The organism is Microbacterium sp. NPDC056569 (assembly GCF_042793475.1).
In the GTDB taxonomy this organism is placed as follows: domain Bacteria; phylum Actinomycetota; class Actinomycetes; order Actinomycetales; family Microbacteriaceae; genus Microbacterium.
The window spans coordinates 87,551-111,011 of sequence record NZ_JBHTUV010000010.1 but is presented as its reverse complement, the minus strand read 5'-3'; the positions used below and the strand labels follow the sequence as shown (position 1 = coordinate 111,011).

The 23,461-nt window shown below is 71.9% G+C and carries 23 protein-coding genes; 1 reads left to right on the top strand and 22 read right to left on the bottom strand.

Annotated features, from left to right (window positions below):
• Positions 1-2: 2 nt before the first annotated feature.
• The 8 genes from ACFQ7C_RS13065 to rpe form a co-directional block, all read right to left on the bottom strand.
• Complete coding sequence (locus ACFQ7C_RS13065; RefSeq protein ID WP_378901606.1) at positions 3-233, bottom strand: DUF6704 family protein; 231 nt, start codon at positions 231-233, stop codon at positions 3-5.
• Between the two features lie 46 nt (positions 234-279).
• Positions 280-915 (bottom strand): Trp biosynthesis-associated membrane protein, encoded by a 636-nt coding sequence (locus ACFQ7C_RS13060; RefSeq protein WP_378901603.1) that lies wholly within the window; start codon positions 913-915, stop codon positions 280-282.
• Between the two features lie 13 nt (positions 916-928).
• Positions 929-2,749 (bottom strand): cell wall-binding repeat-containing protein, encoded by a 1,821-nt coding sequence (locus tag ACFQ7C_RS13055; protein WP_378901601.1) that lies wholly within the window; start codon positions 2,747-2,749, stop codon positions 929-931.
• Positions 2,750-2,890: 141 nt separating this feature from the next.
• A complete protein-coding gene (gene hisI, locus ACFQ7C_RS13050) occupies positions 2,891-3,256 on the bottom strand; it encodes a phosphoribosyl-AMP cyclohydrolase (protein ID WP_378901597.1) in 366 nt (121 codons plus the stop codon).
• Positions 3,253-4,026: an imidazole glycerol phosphate synthase subunit HisF gene (gene hisF, locus ACFQ7C_RS13045; RefSeq protein ID WP_378901595.1), complete on the bottom strand. Its 774-nt coding sequence runs from the start codon at positions 4,024-4,026 to the stop codon at positions 3,253-3,255. Before hisF ends, hisI begins: the two co-directional genes overlap by 4 nt.
• Entirely contained in the window at positions 4,026-4,868 is an 843-nt protein-coding gene (hisG, locus tag ACFQ7C_RS13040; RefSeq protein ID WP_378901593.1) for an ATP phosphoribosyltransferase, read from the bottom strand. The genes hisF and hisG overlap by 1 nt, the downstream gene beginning before the upstream one ends.
• 43 nt (positions 4,869-4,911) lie before the next feature.
• Positions 4,912-5,175, bottom strand: coding sequence for a phosphoribosyl-ATP diphosphatase (locus ACFQ7C_RS13035; protein WP_045302883.1), 264 nt, complete (start codon positions 5,173-5,175; stop codon positions 4,912-4,914).
• A gap of 52 nt (positions 5,176-5,227) precedes the next feature.
• Positions 5,228-5,923: a ribulose-phosphate 3-epimerase gene (gene rpe, locus ACFQ7C_RS13030; RefSeq protein ID WP_378901588.1), complete on the bottom strand. Its 696-nt coding sequence runs from the start codon at positions 5,921-5,923 to the stop codon at positions 5,228-5,230.
• Positions 5,924-5,943: 20 nt separating this feature from the next.
• On the opposite strand from rpe, the gene glsA reads away from it, so the two are divergent.
• Positions 5,944-7,116 (top strand): glutaminase A, encoded by a 1,173-nt coding sequence (gene glsA / locus ACFQ7C_RS13025; protein WP_378901585.1) that lies wholly within the window; start codon positions 5,944-5,946, stop codon positions 7,114-7,116.
• Between the two features lie 27 nt (positions 7,117-7,143).
• Here the strand turns inward: glsA and ACFQ7C_RS13020 are convergent, their stop codons facing one another.
• The 14 genes from ACFQ7C_RS13020 to ACFQ7C_RS12955 form a co-directional block, all read right to left on the bottom strand.
• The gene (locus tag ACFQ7C_RS13020; RefSeq protein ID WP_378901582.1) at positions 7,144-8,514 is read right to left on the bottom strand and encodes an RsmB/NOP family class I SAM-dependent RNA methyltransferase; all 1,371 of its coding nucleotides are present in this window, start codon (positions 8,512-8,514) and stop codon (positions 7,144-7,146) included.
• On the bottom strand, positions 8,511-9,434 hold the full coding sequence (fmt, locus tag ACFQ7C_RS13015) for a methionyl-tRNA formyltransferase (protein ID WP_378901579.1): 924 nt from the start codon (positions 9,432-9,434) through the stop codon (positions 8,511-8,513). Before fmt ends, ACFQ7C_RS13020 begins: the two co-directional genes overlap by 4 nt.
• A gap of 21 nt (positions 9,435-9,455) precedes the next feature.
• Positions 9,456-11,477 (bottom strand): primosomal protein N', encoded by a 2,022-nt coding sequence (locus ACFQ7C_RS13010; RefSeq protein WP_378901576.1) that lies wholly within the window; start codon positions 11,475-11,477, stop codon positions 9,456-9,458.
• Between the two features lie 10 nt (positions 11,478-11,487).
• Entirely contained in the window at positions 11,488-12,681 is a 1,194-nt protein-coding gene (gene metK / locus ACFQ7C_RS13005) for a methionine adenosyltransferase (RefSeq protein WP_378901573.1), read from the bottom strand.
• Positions 12,682-12,798: 117 nt separating this feature from the next.
• Positions 12,799-13,053 (bottom strand): DNA-directed RNA polymerase subunit omega, encoded by a 255-nt coding sequence (rpoZ, locus tag ACFQ7C_RS13000; RefSeq protein ID WP_018170775.1) that lies wholly within the window; start codon positions 13,051-13,053, stop codon positions 12,799-12,801.
• Between the two features lie 108 nt (positions 13,054-13,161).
• On the bottom strand, positions 13,162-14,103 hold the full coding sequence (gmk, locus tag ACFQ7C_RS12995) for a guanylate kinase (protein WP_378901570.1): 942 nt from the start codon (positions 14,101-14,103) through the stop codon (positions 13,162-13,164).
• A gap of 1 nt (position 14,104) precedes the next feature.
• Positions 14,105-14,938: an orotidine-5'-phosphate decarboxylase gene (pyrF, locus tag ACFQ7C_RS12990; RefSeq protein ID WP_378901567.1), complete on the bottom strand. Its 834-nt coding sequence runs from the start codon at positions 14,936-14,938 to the stop codon at positions 14,105-14,107.
• Positions 14,935-18,219, bottom strand: coding sequence for a carbamoyl-phosphate synthase large subunit (carB, locus tag ACFQ7C_RS12985; protein ID WP_378901564.1), 3,285 nt, complete (start codon positions 18,217-18,219; stop codon positions 14,935-14,937). Before carB ends, pyrF begins: the two co-directional genes overlap by 4 nt.
• Positions 18,219-19,376, bottom strand: coding sequence for a glutamine-hydrolyzing carbamoyl-phosphate synthase small subunit (gene carA / locus ACFQ7C_RS12980; protein WP_378901561.1), 1,158 nt, complete (start codon positions 19,374-19,376; stop codon positions 18,219-18,221). Before carA ends, carB begins: the two co-directional genes overlap by 1 nt.
• The gene (locus ACFQ7C_RS12975; RefSeq protein ID WP_378901558.1) at positions 19,373-19,882 is read right to left on the bottom strand and encodes a hypothetical protein; all 510 of its coding nucleotides are present in this window, start codon (positions 19,880-19,882) and stop codon (positions 19,373-19,375) included. The genes carA and ACFQ7C_RS12975 overlap by 4 nt, the downstream gene beginning before the upstream one ends.
• Complete coding sequence (locus ACFQ7C_RS12970) at positions 19,879-21,189, bottom strand: dihydroorotase (protein ID WP_378901555.1); 1,311 nt, start codon at positions 21,187-21,189, stop codon at positions 19,879-19,881. Before ACFQ7C_RS12970 ends, ACFQ7C_RS12975 begins: the two co-directional genes overlap by 4 nt.
• Positions 21,186-22,199 carry an aspartate carbamoyltransferase catalytic subunit gene (locus ACFQ7C_RS12965; protein ID WP_378901552.1) on the bottom strand — a complete coding sequence of 338 codons (1,014 nt, stop codon included), beginning with the start codon at positions 22,197-22,199 and terminating at the stop codon, positions 21,186-21,188. Before ACFQ7C_RS12965 ends, ACFQ7C_RS12970 begins: the two co-directional genes overlap by 4 nt.
• Entirely contained in the window at positions 22,196-22,726 is a 531-nt protein-coding gene (gene pyrR / locus ACFQ7C_RS12960) for a bifunctional pyr operon transcriptional regulator/uracil phosphoribosyltransferase PyrR (RefSeq protein WP_378901549.1), read from the bottom strand. The genes ACFQ7C_RS12965 and pyrR overlap by 4 nt, the downstream gene beginning before the upstream one ends.
• 123 nt (positions 22,727-22,849) lie before the next feature.
• Positions 22,850-23,386, bottom strand: coding sequence for a DoxX family protein (locus ACFQ7C_RS12955; RefSeq protein ID WP_378901546.1), 537 nt, complete (start codon positions 23,384-23,386; stop codon positions 22,850-22,852).
• Between the last annotated feature and the right edge of the window lie 75 nt (positions 23,387-23,461).

Here is a 23,461-nt window from a genome sequence, read left to right as displayed (position 1 = left end):
GCTCAGTGCTCTTTCGCCGCGACCTTGGAGCCGCCGACGCCGTAGCCGGCGCGCTTCATGATCCAGCCCACCAGGAGCCCGACGACCAGGAGACCCGCCGCGGCCCACACGAGGATCGGCATGTCGAGGAAGAAGAAGAAGGTGCCGATCGAGACCGCGATGAGCATGATCACGACGGCCGTCCAGGCTGCGGGCGAGTGTCCGTGGCCGGGGTCGCCGATGTTGTTGCTCATGGATGTCTCCTCGTGGAACCTGGGCGGGATGCCGCCAGTCTAGCGGTCAGGCGGTCGGATCCTCGCCACGCGACAGGTCGTCCCAGTCGTCGATGGCGCGCGATCCGGCGGCGTCGTGGGGGCGCGGTCCGTCGGCCGAACCCGACGGGGAAGCGGTGCCGGGAGCAGCCTTGGCTCCCTCGTCGGTGCGGTAGCGCCTGCCCGTACGCGACCAGGAGTGCGCCGTCGCGAGCACGAAGACGCCGGCGACGATGAGCAGCGCCCAGACGACCAGCGTCACGACGGGCCAGGCGGTCGCGTCGATGGACGCGACGAGCTTCGCGACGGAGGTCTCGCCGGCGATGCCGGTCGATTCGGTCACGACCGACGCGACGGCCGAGACCGGCTGCTCGAAGACGACACGGGCGGTCAGCCAGGCGAGCACGCTGCCGATGAAGAAAGCCAGCGCGCCGAAGACGTAGCGCAGTGCGCGGCCGACGATCGACAGCGCGGCGCCGAGCGCCAGCACGGCGAGGCTCAGCGGCGCCAGCACCGGCACCGCCGACGCACCCGGCACCTCGAGCGCGTGGTGGGCGGCATCCTGGAGCTCGACGACGAGCCAGGTCTGCGTCGACGAGATCACGCCCAGCGCGCCGCACAGCACCGTGACGACGACCGACAGCAGGCGGGAGCGACGTGACACCCTCTCACTGTAGTCACCGCGCGAGGAGGCAGCAGCCGGCCCCTCCCGGTGCCGTCAGCACCCGATTGCCGGCGGCGTCGGTCCAGAAACCCCAGTAGTCGCGCCCGTCGCTGTGGGTCTGGAAGCCTCCGAACGTCATTCCCTCGACAGACACCGGAACACCTGCACGCCGAATGGTGAGATGGACGTGGTCGAAGGTCGCACCGCCGCCGCACGGGACGGTGCGACCGACGTCTCCGAGGTAGGTGCCCGCCGGCACGAACTGTCCGACGAGGTGGTCCTGGTAGTTGACGAGGTGGTAGTACGTCGACTGCCAGCCGTTCGCGTGATTGATGCCGAGGTACGAGCCGGTGGTGCATTGCACCCGGTAGACGACGCCGTCGGCGATCGAGAGCACTCGGCGGTCACCCCCGGCGGTCGGCCCGAAATCGAGCGAGCCCCGCGCGCCGGTGCCGCCGGTGTTGGTGTGCGGGGCCCCCGACGCCCACCGCTGCCCCGCAGCGAACGGCAACCGCCAGCGGGGCGCGGTCGGACCGGACATGCTCGACCAGATGATCTGACCCGCCGCGTCACGCAGGACCACCTCACCATCGTTCTGTACGAGAAGCTCGGTGCCCGTGGTGCCGGCCGTGCTCGACTGCCAGATGATCCCACCGTCGAAGCGCTCGAACACGAGGTTCCCATCCGTGCGGATCCGCACGGATCCGCTGCCGGCGCCCGTCGTTCCCGAGGTCCACAGCTGGGTGGAGCCCCGCATCACCGTGAGTCGGCCGTCGTACGATGCGCAGAGGGCGTGCGACGTGTCGGGTGAAGGAAGGCACGTCCCCGCCGAGATCTCACTGGCGCGGGTGAGACGTCCGGCGGTGGCCGCCGGCAGCGGCGCCGCGACATAGGCGGCATGCTGGGCTGCGGCGGCCGATATCGAAGGTGTGCTGCCCAGGAACACCAGTCTGGCGGGCTTGAGCCGCCGCAGTTCGGCGACGGTGACCGGCGGAAGCCCGACACTCGGGGTCAAGAGCACGGGCCCGCCCTCGCGCGCCGCGGCGGGTGCGCCCGACAGCGCGTCCGCGAAGACCTCGCCGCTGGCCAGGTAGACGACGGGGGCTCCAGCGGGATATGCCCTCGCGGCGATGTCCGCGGAGGTCGCGTAGCGATCGGCGCCCGCCCAGCGCTCGACCGGCGCGGACACGACCTGCGCGACGCGATCGGTGACGGAGTCACTCACCGACGGCGTGCCGCCCAGCACCACCACCCGGTCGGGAGCGAGGCGGATCAACTCCGCCTCGACGTCGGGGGGCAGGGAGTCGGGTCTTGTGAGGAGCATCGCGGTCTGATGCAGGGACGCGGCGGGCGTGCCTGACAGAGCATCCGGGAACACCTCCCCGCTCGCGAGGAAGACCGTGTCGACACCGGAAGCTGCCGTTCGCGCACTCACGAGCGCAGACGTCTGGTACCGGTCTTCGCCCGCCCAGCGCTCGACAGCCGCCTGCGGCAGCAGCGCCTGGATCTGCTCCCTCTGGGTCTCCGACACCGAAGGATCGCCACCGAGGATCACGACGCGCTCCGGAAGGAGGCGCTGAACCTCGGCAGCGATCGACGCGGGCATCTCGGACTGCCGCGTGAGCAGCACGGGCCCGCCGAGCCTCGCGGCCGCCGGACCTGCGGACAGGGCATCGGGGAATCGCTCTCCGCTGGCGAGGAAGACCACTGGCGCGCCGGCAGGAAAGCTGCGTGCGCTGACCGCGGCGGACGTGGCGTATCGGTCGGGCCCCGACACGCGGGTGACGTCGACGGCCGCCAGGGCAGGCGTCGCGTCGACCGCGACCGAACCCACCACGCCGAGTGTCGCCGCCAACGCGGCGGCCCACATTCTCCGTCTGACAGACCGCATCGGCTACCTCCACGCGGGGGCGTGCCGACGTGGCACGGCCGGCTCGCCCAAGCTACCGGACCGAGCGCCGCTCCGATGGAGGACTCACGCGGGGCGCGCCGGGCCGCGCACGGCGCTGAGGTCCCGGCCGTCGAAGCACGTGCGGGTGCCGGTGTGGCACGCCGCGCCGATCTGCTCGACCTCCACGAGGATCGTGTCGCCGTCGCAGTCGAGGCTCGCCCCCCGCACCAGCTGGATGTGGCCGGAGGTGTCGCCCTTGCGCCAGTATTCCTGCCGGGAACGCGACCAGAAGGTCACGCGGCCCTCGGTGAGCGTGCGACGGAGGGCCTCAGCATCCATCCATCCGAGCATGAGCACCTCGCGCGTGTCCCACTGCTGGATGACCGCGGCGACGAGTCCGTCGCTGTTGAAGGTCACGCGCGCGATGCGCTCGTCGAGCGTCTCGGTCATGCCGCCACCTCCCGCACGGCGATCCCCTCGGCGCGCATCGCGGCCTTCACGTCGCCGACGGTGAGCTGGCCGGAGTGGAAGACGGATGCCGCGAGCACGGCGTCCGCGCCCGCCTCGATGGCCGGGCCGAAGTCCTCCGCCCGGCCGGCGCCGCCCGACGCGATGACGGGCACGCTGGCGACCTCGCGCATGAGGCCGACGAGTTCGAGGTCGAAGCCCTGCTTGGTGCCGTCGGCGTCGATCGAGTTGACCAGGAGCTCCCCCGCGCCGCGCTCGATCGCCTCGCGCGCCCACTCGAGCGCGTCGAGGGTCGTCTCGGTGCGGCCGCCGTGCGTGGTGACGACGAAACCGGATTCGGTCGCGGGCGACCGCTTGACGTCGAGCGACAGCACGAGCACCTGCGCGCCGAACCGGTCGGCGATCTCGTCCAGCAGCGGCGGGCGGGCGATCGCCGCGGAGTTGACGCCGATCTTGTCGGCGCCGACGGACAGCAGTCGCGCGACGTCGTCGGCGGAGCGGACTCCCCCGCCCACCGTGAGCGGGATGAAGACCTCTTCGGCCGTGCGCCGGACGACGTCGTACGTCGTCGAGCGCTCGTCGACCGTCGCCGTGACGTCGAGGAAGGTGATCTCGTCGGCGCCCTGGCGGAAGTACTCCCGCGCGAGTTCGACGGGGTCGCCCATGTCGCGCAGGTTCTGGAAGTTCACGCCCTTGACGACGCGCCCTGCGGCGACGTCGAGGCACGGGATGACGCGGCAGACCAGGCTCATCAGAGTCTCGCGTTGTGGATCGCGGTGACCAGGATCGCGCGGGCGCCGATCGCGTACAGCGCGTCCATGACCTGGTTCACGCCCTTGCGGGCCACCATCACGCGCACGGCCACCCACGCCGGGTCGCGCAGCGGCGCGATCGTCGGCGACTCGATGCCGGGGGCGATCTTGACGGCGTCGTCGACCAGGTCGGCGGGCAGGTCGTAGTCGACCATGACGAAGCGGCGGGCGACCATCACGCCGCGCAGGCGCCGCAGCAGCGTGTCGGTGCCCTCGGCCTGCGTCGGCGAAGTGATCAGCACGGCCTCCGACTGCAGCAGCACGGGGCCGAAGATCTCCAGGCCCGCCTGACGCAGCGTCGTGCCGGTCGACACGACGTCGGCGACGGCATCCGCCACTCCCAGGCGCACGGCCGACTCGACCGCGCCGTCGAGCGGCACCAGGTCGACGGCGACGCCGTGCTCGTCGAGGAACGCGTCCACGAGGCCCGGATAGGCCGTCGCGACGCGCGCGCCGTTGAGGTCCTGGACGGACGTGAAGCGTCCGGGAGGACCTGCGAAGCGGAACGTGGAGTCGCCGAAGCCGAGGGCCTCGATCTCCCGGGCACCCGGCATGCGGGCGTCGAGCAGCAGGTCGCGGCCGGTGATGCCGACGTCCAGGGCGCCGGAGCCGACGTAGGTCGCGATGTCTTTCGGGCGGAGGTAGAAGAACTCGACCTCGTTCTGAGGGTCGATGACGTGGAGGTCCTTGGGGTCGCGACGACCGATGTAGCCCGCCTCGTGGAGCATCTCGGAGGCGGTCTCGGCGAGCGAGCCCTTGTTCGGCACGGCGATTCGCAGCATGGCAGCGGGGCTTTCGGGTTCGAGGGCGGATGGGGACGCGCGCTCAGAGATGTCGGTAGACGTCCTCGAGGCTCAGCCCCTTCGCGAGCATCAGCACCTGCAGGTGGTACAGCAGCTGCGAGATCTCCTCGGCTGCGGCATCCGTCGATTCGTACTCCGCCGCCATCCAGACCTCGGCGGCCTCCTCCACGATCTTCTTGCCGATCGCGTGGACGCCCGCGTCCAGCTGTGCGACGGTTCCCGATCCCTCGGGGCGCTCGGCCGCTTTCGCGGCGAGCTCGGCGTACAGCGTGTCGAACGTCTTCACCATGCCAGGGTATCGAACCGAGCGGATGCCTCGGCGCCGCGTGACGAGCGGCTCAGTGTCCGTGGTGCTCGGCGGCGGTCGCCCGCAGGCCCGCGATGGCGTTCGCGGGGTCGCTCGCGCCGAACACGGCGGAGCCCGCGACGAACGTGTCGGCGCCGGCCTCTGCGGCCTGCAGGATGGTCGACTCGCCGATGCCGCCGTCGACCTGCAGCCAGACCGATGAACCGCGCCGACGGGCCTCGTCGGCCAGGCGGCTGAGCTTGGGCATGGTCTCGGGCATGAACGACTGGCCGCCGAAGCCGGGCTCGACGGTCATCACGAGGATCTGGTCGAAGTCGTCGAGGAGGTCGAACAGGCCCTCGACGGGGGTCGCAGGCTTGACGGCGACGCCTGCTCGCGCGCCGATGTCGCGCAGCCGGCGCGCGAGCGCGACCGGCTCCTTCGCGGCTTCGAGGTGGAAGGTGACCGAGGCTGCTCCGAGCTCGGCGTAGCCGGGTGCCCAGCGGTCGGGATTCGTGATCATGAGATGCACGTCGAGGGGCACGGGGCTCGTGGCCTGGATGCGCTCGACCATCTGCGGCCCGAACGTCAGATTGGGAACGAAGTGGTTGTCCATGACGTCGACATGGACGAAGTCGGCCGTCGCGATGCGTGCGAGCTCTGCCTGCATGTTGACGAAGTCGGCGGCCAGGATGCTGGGGTTGATGCGGATGCCGGTCTGGCGGGCGTTCTCGTCGATCGGTGGCACGGGTCCATTATGGTCGACCCGTGGATCCCATCACGGCGCTGCTGCACGAGGTTCTCGAAGACGTCCGGCCCCACGACGACGGCGCCCCCGCGGGATACATCCCCGAGCTCGCCGCGGCCGACCCGGAGCGACTCGCGCTCGCGGTCGTGGGCCCGCGCGGCCGCGTGCGTGCGGTCGGCGACGTGGCGCACGAGTTCACGATCCAGTCGATCTCGAAGCCGTTCGTGCTCGCTCTGGCCCTCGCCGACCGAGGGCGCGACGCGGTGCTGCGCAAGGTGGGGGCGGAGCCCAGCGGCGAGCCGTTCAACGCGATCAGCCTCGAACCCGGGACCGGGCGACCGGCGAACCCCATGGTCAACGCCGGGGCGATCGCGACGTCCGCGCTCGTCCCCGGCGAGGGCGTCGACGATCGCATGACGCGCGTCGTCGAAGGACTCTCGGCCTTCGCGGGGCGCTCGCTGTGGGTCGACGAGCAGGTGTACGCGTCGGAATCGGCGACGGGCGACCGCAACCGCGCGCTGGCGCACCTGCTGCGCTCCCACGGCATCATCGAGGGTTCCGTAGAGATCGCGGTCGAGACGTACTTCCGGCAGTGCTCCCTGCTGGTGACGGTGCGCGACCTCGCGGTGATGTCGGCGACCCTCGCGTTCGGCGGAGTGAACCCGGTCACCGGCGAGCGGGTCGTGTCGGAGGCGGTCGCGCGGGACGTGCTGTCGATCATGACGAGCTGCGGCATGTACGACTACTCCGGGGAATGGCTGCTGCGGGTCGGACTGCCGGCGAAGAGCGGCGTCAGCGGTGGCCTCCTGGCGGTCGCCCCCTCGCAGTTCGGGGTGGCGGCGTTCAGTCCCCGCCTCGATGTGCATGGCAATTCGGTGCGCGCCATCGCGCTGCTCGAGACGCTCGGCGAGCGGTTCGGCATGCACCTGCTCGAGTCGCACGAGAGCGTCGCCGTCCCCGCGTTCACCGTCGAGGACACCGACCAGGGGCGCGTGCTCCGCCTGTCGGGCGAGCTCGGGCTGGCCGGCACCGAGCGCGTGGTCGCGGTGCTGCGCGAGATCGCGGACGCGCTGCCGGCGGACGCCGAGGTGATCGTGGACGCGCGCGAGCTCGCGCGCGCCCACAGCGCCGCGCTCGTGGCCCTGCGCGTCGAGTTCGAGCAGATGCCGCGCGGCATCCGCCTGCGCGAGTGAGCGGCCCGGAGCGAGGGATGCTGCGGCTCAGACCCGCCGCAGGAGCGAGACCGACATCGCGTCGGTGTTGTGACGGTGCGGCCACAGCTGTGCGCGGCCGCTGCCGTCGGCTTGCGGGGGCAGGCCGGGATCGGCATCCGACAACGAGGTGATGACGTCGCGCGCGGAGATCTCCTCGAGGGCAGCGCCCCACTCGCGGCGGATGTCGGCGACGACGCCCGACGTCTCGGCGAGGTGCGGCGAGCAGGTCACGTACGCGACGACGCCGCCCGGCTTGAGGGCGCCGACCGCTTCCGTGAGGAGCTCCCGCTGCAGCTCGGTGAGCGCCGGTACGTCGCTCGGAGCCTTGCGCCACCGCGCCTCGGGGCGCCGGCGCAGGGCTCCCAGCCCGGTGCACGGTGCGTCGACGAGGATGCGGTGGTAGGTTCCCTGCGCCTCCTGCGCGCGCACGCGGCCGTCCTCCTCCGACACGGGCACCTCGAGGGGAACACCCGCCAAGGCCTGCCGGACGAGCCCCGCGCGCGCCGGCGAGATCTCGTTCGCCTCGAGCGTCGCCCCCGCCACCCGCGCCTCGGCGGCGAGCACGGCCGTCTTGCCGCCCGGCCCCGCGCACAGATCCAGCCAGCGCTCACCCTCGGCGATCGGCAGCGCGCGTGTCAGCGCGAGCGCGGCGAGCTGCGAGCCCTCGTCCTGCACGCGGATGCGGCCGCGCGACGAGCGCACCAGCGAGTCGGGGTCACCGCCGCCGAGTCGGAACCCGATCGGCGAGAACGGCGTGCGGCGCGCGTCGTCGGGCACTCCCGCGAGATCGGGAAGTGCAGCCATCGTGACGCGCGGCGACGCGTTGTCGGCGGTGAGCAGCGCCTCGAGCTCTTCCGCGCGGCCTTCGGCAGCGAGCGCCCGCCGGAAGGCGCGCACCACCCACACCGGGTGCGAGAACAGCAGGCCGAGCTGCTCGTCGTCGGAGCGCGCGCTCTCGGCCACGTGGGTCATCCAGTCCCCGGGCGTGTCGCGGGACACACGGCGGAGCACGGCGTTCGCGAAGCCGGCGGCGCCGCGTCCGCCCGCGCCGCGGGCGAGCTCGACGGACTCGTTGACCGCCGCATGCGACGCCACCCGTGTCGACAGCAGCTGGTGCACACCGAGCCGCAGTGCGTCGAGCACGGCCGGGTCGATGTCGGCGACGGGGCGGTCGGCGGCGATCGCGATCACCGCGTCGTACGTGCCCTGGCGCCGGAGGGTGCCGTAGGTGAGCTCGGTCGCGAGCGCCGCGTCGGCCGTGGACAGCCCGGCGCGGGAGATGGCCGTCGGCAGCAGCAGGTTGGCGTACGCGTCCGACTCGTGGACGGCCCGCAGCGTGTCGTAGGCGACGCGCCGCGCCGCGACCGTGCGGCTCACGATCCCGCCACCGGCGTCGCCTCGCGGAGCCCCCGCCACCAGTCGGCGGCGCGCATCGCGCCCTTGCCCGCGGGCTGCACCGTCTCGAGCACGATCGGCGACGATGCGGTTCCTGCGACCACCTGCTTGCCGTGCAGCGCCAGCGCGCCCGGCGCGAGCGGCGGGGCGTCATCGGGAGCGGACCCGACGGCGAGCACCTTGAACCGGGAGCCGTCGATCGTCGTGTGCGCACCCGGCTCGGGCGTGACCCCGCGGATCCGGCCGAGCACGGCGTCGGCCGGCTCGTCCCAGCGGATGCGGCCGTCGTCGTCGCCGAGCTTGGACGCGTACGTCGCCTCGCCCTGCTGAGGACGCGCGTCGGCGCTCCCGTCGGCGATGGCGTCGACCACGTCGGAGAGCAGTCCGGCCCCGTCCTCGGCCAGCGACGCGAGCAGGTCGCCCGCGGTGGTGCCTGCCGCCACGTCGACCGCGAGCTCGCCGAACACGTCGCCCGCGTCGAGCTCCGGCACGAGCTGGAAGACGCTCGCGCCTGTTCGGGCGTCGCCGGCGATGAGCGCGTGCTGCACGGGGGCGGCGCCGCGCCAGCGCGGCAGCAGCGAGAAGTGCAGGTTGATCCAGCCGTGCGCCGGCGTGGAGAGCAGCGGCTCGCGCACCAGTCCGCCGTAGGCGACGATCACGCCGAGGTCGGGCTCGAGCGCCGCGATCTCGGCCGTGACGGCGGCATCGAGCCTGTCGGCGCGGATCACCGGCAGCCCGAGCTCCTCTGCAGCGGCGGCCACCGGCGACGGCGTCAGCACACGTTTGCGCCCGAGCGGGGCGTCCTGGCGGGTGACGACCGCGACGATGTCGTGAGCGGATGCCGCGAGCCGGCGCAGCGACGGCACAGCCGGCGCCGGTGTGCCGGCGAAGACGAGACGCATGGCGTTCCTGGAAGTCGAGGGTCAGAGATCGAGATCGGGCACGTCGACCCGAACCTTCAGTGTATGGGCGGGCCCGGGCGTACGACCCTTCGCGGGGCGGCGTCCCTTCATCGCCTGGCTCACCACGGACGCGCGCAGACTCTCGGTCACGCGCGCGCCGAGCCCGTACTCGAACCGCACCAGGGCGCGCACCGACTCGTCGCGGGCGATCGGGCCGAGCACCGCCTCGCCGTCGAGCTCGGGGACGGCCGCGCGCAACTCGGCGATGGCGGTGTCCACCGCACGACGCGGGCCGTCGACGGAGGCCACGCGAACGGTGGGCGGCATGCGCAGCGGAGCCCGGTCCGCGAGCTCGGCGCGGGCGTACGCGGCCTGCGTCCACGTCGCGAGCGCACGCGCGACCTCGCCGCCGACGCCGACGAGGTGCACGGGAGCCCCCGGCGCGGCCAGTGCTGCCGCATTCGACCACCAGCGCAGACACGACTCGCCGATGCGCAGGTCGTCGGCCATCAGCATCCGGTCTCCGTCCAGCAGGATCACCGCGCGATAGCCGCCGGCCGCGATCGGCTCGGCGCCGCGCGTCGCCACCACGAGGGCGGGTCGCGCGTCGACCTCAGCGACCGGGTGGTCGCCGTCGGCGATGATCACGCGCGTCCCCGGGAACGCGCGGCCGAGTTCGTCGGCGGTGCGCTCGCTGCCGGAGGAGGCCATCCGCAGCAGGGTCGACCGGCACTCGGGGCAGGCCCACGCGTGGGCGGCGCGGCCGCACCACGTGCAGGTCGGGACGGCGCCTTGCCGTGCGGCGTGGAGCGGTCCGCCACAGTGGGCGCAGCGAGCGGGATGCCGGCATTTCGCGCAGACGAGCACGGGTGCGTAGCCCGGGCGTGCGACCTGCACCAGCACCGGACCCTCGGTGAGGGCCTCGCGCGCCGCGGCGAACGCCGAGGACGGGACGCGCGCCGAGCGGGACTCCCCCTCGCGGTTCGCGCTCAGCACGATGCGCGGGCTGACGCGCCGTGCCGCAGGGAGGTCGCGCACCCAGCCCACCGCGACCAGGCGCTCGACGTCGGTGGTGCGCGTGTGCCCTGCGAAGACGAGGGCTCCGCCGTGCAGCTCCTGCCGGAGCAGTGCGGCGTCGCGGGCGTGGACGCCCGGGCTGAGCGGTTCGCCGAGGAGCGGGTCGCCGTCGTCCCACAGCGCGACCAGTCCGAGCTCGGATACCGGCGCGTAGACGGTGGAGCGGTTGCCGATCACCACGCATGGCGCCTCGGCGAGGGTGCGCAGGAACGCGGAGTACCGGGTCGGGCCGCTCTGCTTGGCATCGTCGCGGACGAGCGCATCGGCGGGGATGCGTGCGGCGAGTGCGGCCTCGAGCTGAGAGCGATCGCGATGATCCGGCACGGCGATCACGGCGCTGCGACCCGCGGCGAGGGTGTGCGCCGCCGCGGCGGCGAGGAGGATCGCCCAGGAGCCGACGACGGAGCCGTCGTCGAGCCGCGCGGGCACGGGCGGTGCGTCGAGCGCGAGGCGCTCGCCGCCGTCGAGCGCCTCGGCGAGCCCGGGATAGGCGGCGAGGACGCCGTCGGCCCAGGACCGATCCGCGGCGTCCACGGTCGGGCGCTCCGGTGGCCCGGCTGCGAGCCAGGCCTTCTCGGCGCGCACCATCCGCTTCGGGATCGCGAGACGCAGGATGTCGCCCGCCGAGCCGGCCGCACGATCGGCGGCACGTCGGGCCAGCGCATACAGTCCGGGCGTCAGCACCGGCACCGGCGACACGACGGTCTCGAGCCGTGAGAGCGGGCGGTCCGAGGCATCCGGCTCCCCCACCTCGACGAGAAGCGCGTCGACGACTCGCCCGGCACTGCGCAGCGGCACGCGCACGCGCACGCCCGGCACGGCGTCGGCGACGAGCTCGGCGGGGATCTCGTAGTCGAAGAGGCGATCGAGCTGCGGCAGCGGCGAGTCGATCAGCACGCGGGCGACCCGGCGGGCACGGCGTGGCCGGTCGCCGGAGTCGGGCTCGTCGTCGTGCACCGCTGTCACGCGGCCGGCGTCAGAGTCCTGCGGCCGCGCGCAACGCGTCGGCGCGGTCCGTGCGCTCCCATGTGAAGTCGGGCAGCTCTCGGCCGAAGTGGCCGTACGCCGCGGTCTGCGCGTAGATCGGTCGCAGCAGATCGAGCTGGTCGATGATCGCCTTGGGGCGCAGATCGAACACCTCGAGGATCGCCTTCGTGATCAGCTCGTCGGCCACGCGGCCGGTGCCGAACGTCTCGACGTAGAGCCCGACGGGCTTGGCCTTGCCGATCGCATAGGCGACCTGCACCTCGAGGCGGTCAGCGAGGCCGGCCGCGACCGCGTTCTTCGCGACCCAGCGCATCGCGTACGCGGCCGAGCGGTCGACCTTCGACGGGTCCTTGCCGCTGAACGCGCCGCCGCCGTGGCGGGATGCCCCGCCGTACGTGTCGATGATGATCTTGCGGCCCGTGAGCCCGGCGTCGCCCTTCGGACCGCCGGTGACGAACGGGCCCGCCGGGTTGATGTAGTAGTTCACGTCGGGCAGGTCGAGCCCGGTCGCCTCGAGGACCGGGTCGATCACCTCGGCGCGGACGGCGGCGCGCAGCGCCTTCTGCGAGATGTCGGGGTGGTGCTGCGTCGAGAGCACGACGGACTGGACCGTCCGGGGCGTGCTGCCGTTGTAGCCCAGCGTGACCTGGGTCTTGCCGTCGGGGCGCAGGAACGGCAGCTCGCCCGAGCGGCGCACCTCGGCGAGTCGCTCGGCCATGCGGTGGGCGGTCCACGCGGCCATCGGCATGAGCTGCGGCGTCTCGGTCGTCGCGTAGCCGAACATGATGCCCTGATCGCCGGCGCCCTGCAGGTCGTGCGGGTCTTCCGAGCCGTCCTCGCGGCGCTCGAACGCCTTGTCGACCCCGGCCGCGATGTCGGAGGACTGCGCCCCGATGGAGACGCTCACGCCGCACGAGTCGCCGTCGAATCCGGTGTCGCTCGAGGTGTAGCCGATGCGGTTGACGACGTCGCGCACGATCGCGGGGATCTCGACGTACGCGGACGTCGACACCTCCCCCGCGACATGGACGAGGCCGGTGGTGACGAGCGTCTCGACCGCGACGCGACCGTGCGGGTCCGCGTCGAGGATCGCGTCGAGGATCGAGTCCGAGATCTGGTCGCAGATCTTGTCGGGGTGGCCCTCGGTGACGGATTCGGACGTGAACAGACGCAGGTCGGTCATCGATACTCCAGTTGTCATGGCTCCGGTCGTCGTGGTGCCCGGGCGCCGAGGGGCGGACACCAGTATGCCCCCGAGGACGGACACGGCCGTCTTCGGGGGCATCGAGGTTGCGACGGATTACTCCGCGCGGCGCAAGCGCAGCTTGTCTTCGTGGATCTCGTGCATCGCGATGGTGAGCGGCTTGTCTTCGACGGTCGAGTCGACGAGCGGGCCCACGTTGTCGAACAGGTTGCCCTCGTGGAGGTCGGAGTAGTAGTCGTTGATCTGGCGCGCGCGCTTGGACGCGAAGATCACGAGCTGGTACTTCGAGTCGACCTTCTCGAGCAGGCTGTCGATGGGGGGCTCGATGATGCCCTGGTTCGTTCCGGCCATGGCGAAACCTCCTGGATCGGATGGAATGAGAGTCTGCGGAGCCCCGGGGTGCCGAGGCATCCCACCATTCTACGCGACGGTTCCGGGTTCCCGCGTGTGCGGGTGGCCTCAGCGCGCGAGGCGGGCGACCTCGTCGGCCGCGTGGGCGACGTCGTCGTTCACGACGCGGTAGTCGAACTCGCCCTGCGAGGCCAGCTCGGTCTTCGCCGTGCGCAGGCGCCGGGCCCGCTCCGCGGCGTCCTCGGTGCCGCGGCCGACGAGACGCTGCACGAGCTCGTCCCAGCTCGGCGGCAGCAGGAAGACGAGTGTGGCCGACGGATCCGCCTCGCGCACCTGGCGGGCGCCCTGCAGGTCGATCTCGAGGAGGACCGTGCGGCCCTCTGCGAGGGCCTTCTCGATCGGACGGCGCGGCGTGCCGTAGCGGTGGGCGTTGTGGACCGTCGCGTGCTCGAGCAGCTCGCCGTCCTCGATCATGCGGTCGAACTCGGCGTCGTCCACGAAGAAGTAGTGCTCTCCGTCCACTTCGCCCGGGCGCGGGGCGCGCGTGGTCGCCGACACCGACAGCACGATCTCGGGATGGTGCTCCTTGATGTGGGCGGCCACCGTGCCCTTTCCCACGGCGGTGGGGCCGGCGAGCACGACGAGGCGGCTGCGGCCGCCGCGGGGCTCGACCTCGGGCCAGCGGGCGTCGAGGAACCGGCGCAGGTCCTCGCGCTGGCGCGAGCCGAGGCCGCCGAGCCGCTTGACCGGCGAGATCTCGAGCTCCTGCAGGATGCGGTCGCGCTTGCCCTCGCCGATCGCGGGGATCGCGGTGAGGAACTCGGGCACGCGCATCGCGCCCGCGGGCGAGGTGGGCTCGGCGAGGGCACGCCGCAGGAGCTCCTGCGGCGTGATCACCCGCATCGCGACGTCCTTCTTGAGGGCGGCGCGTTCACGGCGGGCGGCGACGGCGCGACGCGAGGCCGCCACACGGTCGACCTCGGGCGGCCGCACGTGAGCGCTGGGGGTGTGGAGCGGATCCGCCTGTAGCGGAGTGCGCGAATCGGGCATGTCAATCACCACGGTAGAGAAGGGCGCGCTCGGATATGCGCGCGGCGAGCCGGTCGGGTCCGGCAGCCAGGATGCTGCGGCTCTCCGACGCTATCACCGCTTCTGCCAGGACGCCGAAGCGCGCACCGAGGTGCTGCGGTTCCGCGCCCTGGTGGCCGAAGCCCGGGCCGAGGATCGGCGCCACCGGAGCGAACGGCCGGAGGCCGGCGTCCGTCCAGTCGACGGTGCCGCCGATGACGAAGCCCAGGCTCCCCCACTCGCCGGCGGGCGTGATGCTCGCGTTGCGGGCGGAGACGTCGCGAACGATGCCGGCGGAGACGGTGTCGCCGTCGGCATGGTGCGCGCGCTGCAGCCCGAGCGCCTCGGGGTTGCTCGTCGCCGCGAGGACGAAAACGCCCTTGCCCTGGCGATGGGCGAGGTCGAACGTGCCGTCGAGTGCACCGACACCCAGGAACGGGCTCACCGTGAGCGCGTCGGCTTCGAGCGACGAGCCGGGCGTCAGCCACGCCTGGGCGTACGCGTCCATCGTGGTGCCGATGTCGCCGCGCTTGGCGTCGGCGATCACGAGCAGACCAGCGTCGCGCGCCGCCGCGAGCACGTCCTCGAGGGCGGCGAAGCCCGCCGAGCCGTGGACCTCGAAGAACGAGACCTGCGGCTTGACGACGGCGACCCGGCCCGCGGCGGCCTCGACCACGCGCAGGCCGAATTCGCGCACACCGGCGGCAGAGGCATCCAATCCCCACTCGGCCAGGAGGTGGGCATGCGGATCGATGCCGACGCACAGCTGCCCATGCGTCGCCATCCCCGCGCGGATGCGCTCGCCGAATGAGGTCATGCGCCCACCCGGTCGGCCGCGTACTCCTGCAGGCTCTTGACCTTGAAGCCTTCGCGCAGCACCGGCAGCGCGCTCACGGCGGCGCCGAGCACGGCCATCGTGGTGAACAGCGCCTTGTCGCCGGCCACCGCGGCGGCGCGGATCTCGTACCCGTCGGCGCGCGTGGCGCCGCCGGACGGGGTGTTCACGACGATGTCGATGTCGCCCGCGTTGATGAGGTCGACGATGTTCGTCCCGCCGGAATCCTGCGTCTCGGAGTACTTGTTCACCACCCGGACGTCGATGCCGTTGCGGGCGAGGATCTCGGCGGTGCCCTCTGTCGCGACGAGGTCGAAGCCCAGCTCCTGAAGGCGGTGCGCAGGCAGGATCACCGCGCGCTTGTCGCTGTCGGCGACCGAGATGAACACGGTGCCCGACTGCGGCATGCCGCCGTACGCGGCCTCCTGCGACTTCGCGAACGCGGTCGGGAAGTCGCGGTCGATGCCCATGACCTCGCCGGTGGAGCGCATCTCGGGGCCGAGCACCGAGTCGACGGTCTGGCCGTCGCGGGTGCGGAACCGCTTGAACGGCAGCACGGCCTCCTTGACGGCGACGGGGGCGTCCAGCGGCACGCGCGACCCGTCCTGCTCGGGCAGGAGTCCCTCGGTCTTCAGTTCGGCGATGGTGGCGCCGGCCATGATGCGCGATGCGGCCTTCGCGAGCGGGATGCCGAGCGCCTTCGACACGAAGGGCACGGTGCGGCTGGCGCGGGGGTTCGCCTCGATGACGTAGAGCACGCCCGCCGAGATCGCGAACTGCACGTTGAGCAGGCCGCGCACGCCCACGCCCTCGGCGATGGCGCGTGTCGCCTCGCGGACGCGGTCGATGTCGGTGCGGCCGAGGCTCACCGGCGGCAGCGTGCACGACGAGTCGCCGGAGTGGATGCCGGCCTCCTCGAGGTGCTCCATGACGCCGCCGATGTAGAGCTCGTCGCCGTCGTGCAGCGCATCCACGTCGAGCTCGATGGCGTCGTCGAGGAAGCGGTCCACGAGGAGCGGGAGACCCGGGCCGATGATCGCCTCGCCCGCGACGCGGACGAAGTAGTCGCGCAGCGCCTCGGTCGAGTACACGATCTCCATGCCGCGGCCGCCCAGCACGAAGCTCGGGCGCACCAGGACCGGGTAGCCGATCTCCTCGGCGACCGCGACGGCGCCCTCGACGTCGATCGCGGTGCCGTTGCGCGGCGCGACGAGTCCGGCGTCGTCGAGCAGGCGCGAGAAGAGCTCGCGCTCCTCGGCGAGGTCGATCGCGGCGGGCTTCGTGCCCAGGATCGTGTAGCCCGCCTCTTCGATGCCCTTCGCGAGGCCCAGCGGCGTCTGGCCGCCGAGCTGGCAGATGACGCCGAGGATCTTCCCCGACTGCGCCTCCGCGTGCAGCACTTCGAGGACGTCCTCGAGGGTCAGCGGCTCGAAGTACAGGCGGTCGGACGTGTCGTAGTCGGTCGACACGGTCTCGGGGTTGCAGTTGACCATGACGGTCTCGTAGCCGGCGTCCGCGAGGGCGAACGACGCGTGCACGCACGAGTAGTCGAACTCGACGCCCTGGCCGATGCGGTTCGGGCCCGAGCCGATGATGACGACCTTCGTGCGCTCCGACGGCGTGACCTCGGTCTCGAAGTCATAGCTCGAGTAGTGGTAGGGCGTGAGAGCCGGGAACTCCCCCGCGCACGTGTCGACGGTCTTGTAGACGGGACGGATGCCGAGGCCGTGGCGCACACCGCGCACCTGCACCTCCGTGTCGCCGCGCAGATGCGCGATCTGGGCGTCGCTGAAGCCGTGCTCCTTCGCGATGCGCAGGGTGGCGGCATCCAATTCCCCTGCCTTCGCCACGAACTCGGCGACCTCGTTGATGAGGACGATCTGGTCGAGGAACCACGGGTCGATCTTGGTGGCTTCGAACGCCTGCTCGATCGTCGCGCCCTTGCGGAGGGCCTGCTGCAGCACGACGATGCGGCCGTCGGTCGGGGTCTTCGCGATCTCGAGCAGCTCGTCGACGGACCGCGGCTCGTCGCCCCAGTGGAAGCTGGAGCCGCGCTTCTCGAGCGAGCGCAGCGCCTTCTGCAGCGCGGTCGCGTAGTTGCGGCCGATCGCCATCGCCTCGCCCACCGACTTCATCGTGGTGGTGAGGGTGGTGTCGGCGGCCGGGAACTTCTCGAAGTTGAAGCGCGGCACCTTCACGACCACGTAGTCGAGCGTGGGCTCGAAGCTCGCGGGCGTCACCTTCGTGATGTCGTTCGGGATCTCATCGAGGCGGTAGCCGATCGCGAGCTTCGCGGCGATCTTCGCGATCGGGAAGCCGGTCGCCTTCGATGCGAGCGCCGACGAGCGCGAGACGCGCGGGTTCATCTCGATGACGATGATGCGGCCCGTCTTCGGGTCCACCGCGAACTGGATGTTGCAGCCGCCGGTGTCGACGCCCACGGCGCGGATGATGTCGATGCCGATGTCGCGCAGCTTCTGGTACTCGCGGTCGGTGAGTGTGAGCGCCGGCGCGACGGTGATCGAGTCGCCGGTGTGGACACCCACGGGGTCGACGTTCTCGATGGAGCAGACGACGACCGTGTTGTCGGCGGTGTCGCGCATGAGCTCGAGCTCGTACTCCTTCCACCCGAGGATCGACTCCTCGAGCAGCACCTCGTTGGTCGGCGAGTCGTGCAGGCCCGCGCCGCCGATGCGGCGGAGGTCCTCCTCGTCGTACGCGAAGCCCGACCCGAGGCCGCCCATCGTGAACGAGGGGCGCACGACGAGCGGGTAGCCGAGCTTCTCGGCACCGGCGAGCAGTTCGTCCATCGTGTGGCAGATGACGGATGCCGCGACATCGGCGCCGGCCGCGATCACCAGCTCCTTGAAGATCTGGCGGTCCTCGCCCTTGTTGATCGCCTCGAAGTCGGCGCCGATGAGCTCGACGCCGTACTTCTCGAGGATGCCGTGCTTGTGCAGGTCGATCGCAGCGTTGAGCGCCGTCTGGCCGCCGAGCGTCGGCAGGATGGCGTCGGGCTTCTCCTTCGCGATGATCGTCTCGATCACGCGCCAGTTGATGGGCTCGATGTACGTCGCATCGGCGAAGTCCGGGTCGGTCATGATCGTCGCCGGGTTGGAGTTCACGAGGATGACGCGCACGCCCTCCTCGCGCAGCACGCGGCAGGCCTGCGTGCCCGAGTAGTCGAACTCGCACGCCTGGCCGATGACGATCGGGCCGGATCCGATGACGAGGACGGAGTTGATGTCGTCGCGCTTGGGCATTACTTCGCGGCCTTCTTCTCGAGGTTCGCGACGACGAGGTCGCGGAAGCGGTCGAACAGGTAGTTGGCGTCGTGGGGTCCGGCGGCGGCCTCGGGGTGGTACTGCACCGAGAACGCCGGGATCTCGAGCGCACGCAGGCCCTCGACGACCTGGTCGTTCAGGCCGACGTGGCTGACCTCGACCTTGCCGTAGCCGTTCGGGCTGTCGAACTCGCCGTCGACGGGCGCGTCGACCGCGAAGCCGTGGTTGTGCGCGGTGATCTCGACGCGGCCGGTGGCCTTGTCGAGCACGGGCTGGTTGATGCCGCGATGGCCGAACGGCAGCTTGTAGGTGCCGAGCCCGAGGGCGCGGCCGAGCAGCTGGTTGCCGAAGCAGATGCCGAAGAACGGCAGGCCGTCGTCGAGCACGCCGCGCAGCAGGTCGACGTGGTCGCCCGACGCGGCGGGGTCGCCGGGGCCGTTCGAGTAGAACACCGCGACCGGGTCGATCGCGCGGATGCCGTCGATCGTCACGTCCTGGGGGAGCACGTGCACGTCGAAGCCGCGCGCGGCCAGGTTGTCGACCGTGGCCTGCTTGACGCCGAGGTCGAGCACCGCGAGGTTGCCGATGCGCTCGCCCTTCGCGGGGGTGACCTCGGCCGCGGCCACCGAGACCTGTGCCGAGAGGTTCTGGCCGGCCATCTCGGGCGCTTCGCGCACCAGACGCAGCTGCTCATCGGGGTCGATCCGCGCGGCGTCGCCCGAGAAGATGGCGCCGCGCATGCTGCCGGCCGAGCGGATGTGACGCGTGACCGCGCGCGTGTCGATGCCGCTGATGCCGACGACGCCGTCGCTCACCAGCGCGTCGTCGAGGGACTCGTCGGCGCGCCAGTTCGACACGACGCGGGAAGGGTCGCGCACGATGTAGCCCGACACCCAGATGCGTCGCGACTCCGGGTCCTCGTCGTTCATCCCGGTGTTGCCGATGTGGGGTGCCGTCTGCAGCACGATCTGGCCCGCGTACGAGGGGTCGGTGAGGGTCTCCTGGTAGCCGGTCATGCCGGTGGCGAAGACCACCTCGCCGATGGTGGTGCCGAGGGCGCCGTAGGCGCGCCCGCGGTGGCGGGTCCCGTCCTCGAGCACGAGGACGGCCGGGTCGGTCTGGAACAGGGAGGTCATGCGTCGGTTCCCGTCTGGGTCGGGGGAAGGATGCCGGCCACGGCGTCCGCGAGGGCGCGGGCCGAGGCATCCTGGGGTCGGAGATAGGAGTCGACGACGGTGCCGTCGTCGAGGCGCCATGCGAGGCGCACGAGGCCGTCGGGCTCGACGACGCGGTCGATCGCGACCGTGGCCTGCGCGACGTCCTCGATGCGGTCGGCAGCGAGGAACACGCGCGGCTTGCCCGTCAGGTCGAGCGCGACGCCGGCATCGGTCACGGTCACGTCGGAGCGCGAGCGGAACGCGAGGCCGCCGATCGCCAGGCGCTCGAGCGGCTCGTCGTGACGCGTGGTCGCGACGTAGAGCGTCGGGAACGCCGAGAGCGTCGCCGCCCCCGCGGGGATCTCGCCGACCGGCGCGACCAGCGCGGCGTCGCGCCGCGTTCGTCGCCACCAGGCCCACACGAGTACGCCGAGCAGGGCGATGGTGACCGCGACCATGACGCCGAGGGCGGCCTCCCGGGTCATGCGCGCTCCCCCGGGCTGTCGAGGAGGGCGCCGTCGGCCACCGTGACGGTGCCCTGGTGCAGCGTCCAGCGCACGTCACCCGGGAGCTCCCGGCCCAGGTACGGCGAGTTCTTGCTCCGACCGCGCAGGTCGTCCGCCGTGAACGTGCGGCGCGGGGACGGGTCGTAGAACGCGAGCGATGCCGGCTGGCCCTCGGTGAGCGGCGTGCCGTGTCCCGCGAGCCGCCCGATGCGGGCGGGCTCGCGCGACATGACGCGGGCGACGTCGCCCCACGTGATGAGGCCCGTGTCGACCATCGACTGCTGCACGACGCGCAGCGCGCTCTCGAGCCCGACCATGCCGTTGGCGGCCGCGTGCCACTCGCACGCCTTCGCCTCAGCGGGATGCGGCGCGTGGTCCGTGGCGACGATGTCGATCGTGCCGTCGGCGAGGCCCTCGCGCACCGCGAGCACGTCCTCCTCGCGGCGCAGCGGCGGGTTCACCTTGAAGCGGGCGTCGTAGTCGCGCACGAGCTCGTCGGTGAGGAGCAGGTGGTGCGGGGTGACCTCTGCGGTGACGTTCACGCCACGGCGCTTGGCCCAGCGGATGATCTCGACCGACCCGGCCGTCGAGAGGTGGCAGACGTGCAGGCGCGAGCCGACGTGCTCGGCCAGGAGCACGTCGCGGGCGATGATCGACTCCTCGGCGACGGCGGGCCAGCCCGCGAGACCGAGCTCGGCCGACACGGCGCCCTCGTTCATCTGCGCGCCCTCGGTGAGACGGGGATCCTGCGCGTGCTGCGCGATGACGCCGTCGAACGCCTTCACGTACTCGAGCGCCCGCCGCATGATGAGCGGGTCCCACACGCAGAAGCCGTCGTCGCTGAAGACGCGCACCCGGGCGCGCGAGTCGGCCATGGCGCCGAGCTCGGCGAGTCGCTCGCCCTTCTGGCCGACGGTGACGGCGCCGATCGGCTGCACGGTGACGTAGCCGGCGGCCTCGCCCAGGGCGAGCTCCTGCTCGACGACACCGGCCGTGTCGGCCACGGGAGAGGTGTTGGGCATCGCGAACACGGCGGTGTACCCGCCGGCCGCGGCGGCGCGCGAACCGGTGAGGATCGTCTCGGATGCCTCGTACCCCGGTTCGCGCAGGTGCGTGTGGAGGTCGACGAGGCCCGGCAGCAGCACGAGGCCGTCGACGTCGATCTCGGTCGCGCCGGCACGGCTGACGTCGGCGCCGACGGCGGCGATCACGCCGTCCTCCACGAGGACGTCGGCGGCGGTCGATCCTTCGACCAGTGCTCCGCGGAAGAGAAGGGTCTCGCTCATCGGGTGTTCTCCTTCTCTGTGCCGTCCGGGGCGACGGCGTCCGCCGCGGACGTGGACTCGACCGGGGTGCGCTCCGCGCCCGCCAGCAGCAGGTAGAGCGCGGCCATGCGCACCGAGACGCCGTTGGCCACCTGCTCGAGCACGGTCGAGCGCGGCGAGTCAGCGGCTTCTGCGGAGATCTCCAGGCCCCGGTTCATGGGTCCGGGGTGCATGACAATGCTATCCGCTCCCAACGCCTGCAGACGGCGTGCGTCGAGGCCCCAGCGACGCGAATACTCCCGTTCAGTGGGGAAATACGCAGCGTTCATGCGCTCCAGCTGGATGCGCAGCATCATGAGGGCGTCCGGTTCGGCCGCGATCGCCTCGTCGAGGTCGTACAGCACCCGTGCCGGCCAGCTCGACGTGTCCTGCGGCACCAGCGTGGGCGGCGACACGAGGGTGACGTCGGCGCCCAGGGTGTTCAGCAGCCACACGTTGGAGCGTGCGACGCGCGAGTGCAGGACGTCGCCGACGATGGTGACCTTGACGCCGGCGAGGTCCCGGCCGCGGCTGTCGTCGCCGAATCGGCGCTTGCGGATCGTGAACGCGTCGAGCAGGGCCTGCGTGGGATGCTCGTGCGTCCCGTCGCCGGCATTGACGACGCCCGCGCTGATCCAGCCGCTCGTCGCGAGGGTGCGCGGTGCCCCGGACGCGCCGTGGCGGATGACGACGGCGTCCGCCCCCATCGCCTGAAGCGTCTGCGCGGTGTCCTGGAGGGACTCGCCCTTCGAGACGCTGGAGCCCTTCGCCGAGAAGTTGATGACGTCGGCCGACAGCCGCTTCGCCGCCGCCTCGAACGAGATGCGCGTGCGTGTGGAGTCCTCGAAGAAGAGGTTGACGACGGTCTTGCCCCGAAGGGTCGGCAGCTTCTTGACCTCACGCCGCTGCGTGTCGGCCATGTCCTCGGCGACGTCGAGGATGCGCAGCGCGTCCTCGCGGGACAGGGTCTGGGTGTCGAGCAGATGCCTCATGACTCGATCGTCACCTCCTCGACGCCGTCGGTCTCGGCGAGGCGCACGTTCACGCGCTCCTCGCGCGAGCTCGGCAGGTTCTTGCCGACGAAGTCGGGCCGGATCGGAAGCTCGCGATGTCCGCGGTCGACCAGCGTCGCCAGCCGCACGGCGGCCGGGCGGCCGATGTCCTGAAGGGCGTCGAGAGCGGCACGGATGCTGCGACCGGAGAAGAGCACGTCGTCCACGAGCACGACGACCTTGCCGTCGATGCCGCCGGCCGGGATCTGCGTCGGCTGCGGTGCGCGGGTCGGGTTCCGGTGCAGGTCGTCGCGGTACATCGTGACGTCGAGCGACCCGACCGGTATGGGGGCGCCGCCGAACTGGGCGACGAGCGCGCCCACCCGATGGGCGAGCGTGACGCCGCGAGTGGGGATGCCGAGGAGGACCAGTCCTTCGGGACCCTTGTTGGACTCGAGGATCTCGTGGGAGATCCGAGTCAGGGCCCGGGCGATGTCGGCCTCGTGCAGCACGGTGCGCGTGCTCATCCGCCGCTCCCTTCTCCGCCTCACAGGACGGTGTTAAAGGTTGCTGTGATCGCCGACCAGTCTACGACACCACGAGGGCCGGCCCCGAACCGGGGTCGGCCCTCGCGGTGTGGACGTGAGCCGTCAGCTGCGTGGTGCCGGGCCGCGGAGCACGCGGGAGGCCACGACGAGCGCAGCGGCGATCAGCACGACGTTCTTGAAGATGTACTGACCGGTGAGGGTCGGGCCGACCGGGCCGAAGACCTCGGCGGGCAGCAGCACGATCGGCGACAGGATGCCGACGAACGCGAGTGCGAGGACGACGAGGCCGACTCGGGCGAACGCCCCGCCGGCGATCAGCAGTGCCCCGGCGGCGACCTCGATGACGGCGGTGGCGACGAGCGCCGCCTGGCCGCTCACGAGGCCGAACGTGAGCTTCTCCCACGTGGCGCTCACGAGCGCCTCGACCGGGCTCACACCGGGGATGAGCTTCAGGGCGCCGAAGACGGCGAAGACGGCGCCGAGCGCGACGCGCAGGGCGGGGATGCTCCAGCGCTGCAGCGACACCTTGAGTGCGGCCTCGGCCCGGGCCTCGACGGCGAGGACGGAGCGCAGCGGGTTCGGGCGACCGGTGGACGCGGGAACGACGCCGCCGGCGCCGTGGATGGGAACGGTGGTCATGGCGTGACTCCTTCGGGTTCGGATCGCCCGCGATCGCGGGCACGGTGATCAGGACCCGAACGGACCGCGCAGTGA

Excerpts from the sequence above, each read along its gene's own strand:
- ACFQ7C_RS13065 (WP_378901606.1), bottom strand. The coding sequence starts at position 233 with ATGAGCAACAACATCGGCGACCCCGGCCACGGACACTCGCCCGCAGCC.
- hisI (WP_378901597.1), bottom strand. The coding sequence starts at position 3,256 with ATGACCGAGACGCTCGACGAGCGCATCGCGCGCGTGACCTTCAACAGC.
- hisF (WP_378901595.1), bottom strand. The coding sequence starts at position 4,026 with ATGAGCCTGGTCTGCCGCGTCATCCCGTGCCTCGACGTCGCCGCAGGG.
- hisG (WP_378901593.1), bottom strand. The coding sequence starts at position 4,868 with ATGCTGCGAATCGCCGTGCCGAACAAGGGCTCGCTCGCCGAGACCGCC.
- fmt (WP_378901579.1), bottom strand. The coding sequence starts at position 9,434 with ATGCGTCTCGTCTTCGCCGGCACACCGGCGCCGGCTGTGCCGTCGCTG.
- metK (WP_378901573.1), bottom strand. The coding sequence starts at position 12,681 with ATGACCGACCTGCGTCTGTTCACGTCCGAATCCGTCACCGAGGGCCAC.
- rpoZ (WP_018170775.1), bottom strand. The coding sequence starts at position 13,053 with ATGGCCGGAACGAACCAGGGCATCATCGAGCCCCCCATCGACAGCCTG.
- gmk (WP_378901570.1), bottom strand. The coding sequence starts at position 14,103 with ATGCCCGATTCGCGCACTCCGCTACAGGCGGATCCGCTCCACACCCCC.
- pyrF (WP_378901567.1), bottom strand. The coding sequence starts at position 14,938 with ATGACCTCATTCGGCGAGCGCATCCGCGCGGGGATGGCGACGCATGGG.
- carB (WP_378901564.1), bottom strand. The coding sequence starts at position 18,219 with ATGCCCAAGCGCGACGACATCAACTCCGTCCTCGTCATCGGATCCGGC.
- carA (WP_378901561.1), bottom strand. The coding sequence starts at position 19,376 with ATGACCTCCCTGTTCCAGACCGACCCGGCCGTCCTCGTGCTCGAGGAC.
- ACFQ7C_RS12975 (WP_378901558.1), bottom strand. The coding sequence starts at position 19,882 with ATGACCCGGGAGGCCGCCCTCGGCGTCATGGTCGCGGTCACCATCGCC.
- ACFQ7C_RS12970 (WP_378901555.1), bottom strand. The coding sequence starts at position 21,189 with ATGAGCGAGACCCTTCTCTTCCGCGGAGCACTGGTCGAAGGATCGACC.
- ACFQ7C_RS12965 (WP_378901552.1), bottom strand. The coding sequence starts at position 22,199 with ATGAGGCATCTGCTCGACACCCAGACCCTGTCCCGCGAGGACGCGCTG.
- pyrR (WP_378901549.1), bottom strand. The coding sequence starts at position 22,726 with ATGAGCACGCGCACCGTGCTGCACGAGGCCGACATCGCCCGGGCCCTG.
- ACFQ7C_RS12955 (WP_378901546.1), bottom strand. The coding sequence starts at position 23,386 with ATGACCACCGTTCCCATCCACGGCGCCGGCGGCGTCGTTCCCGCGTCC.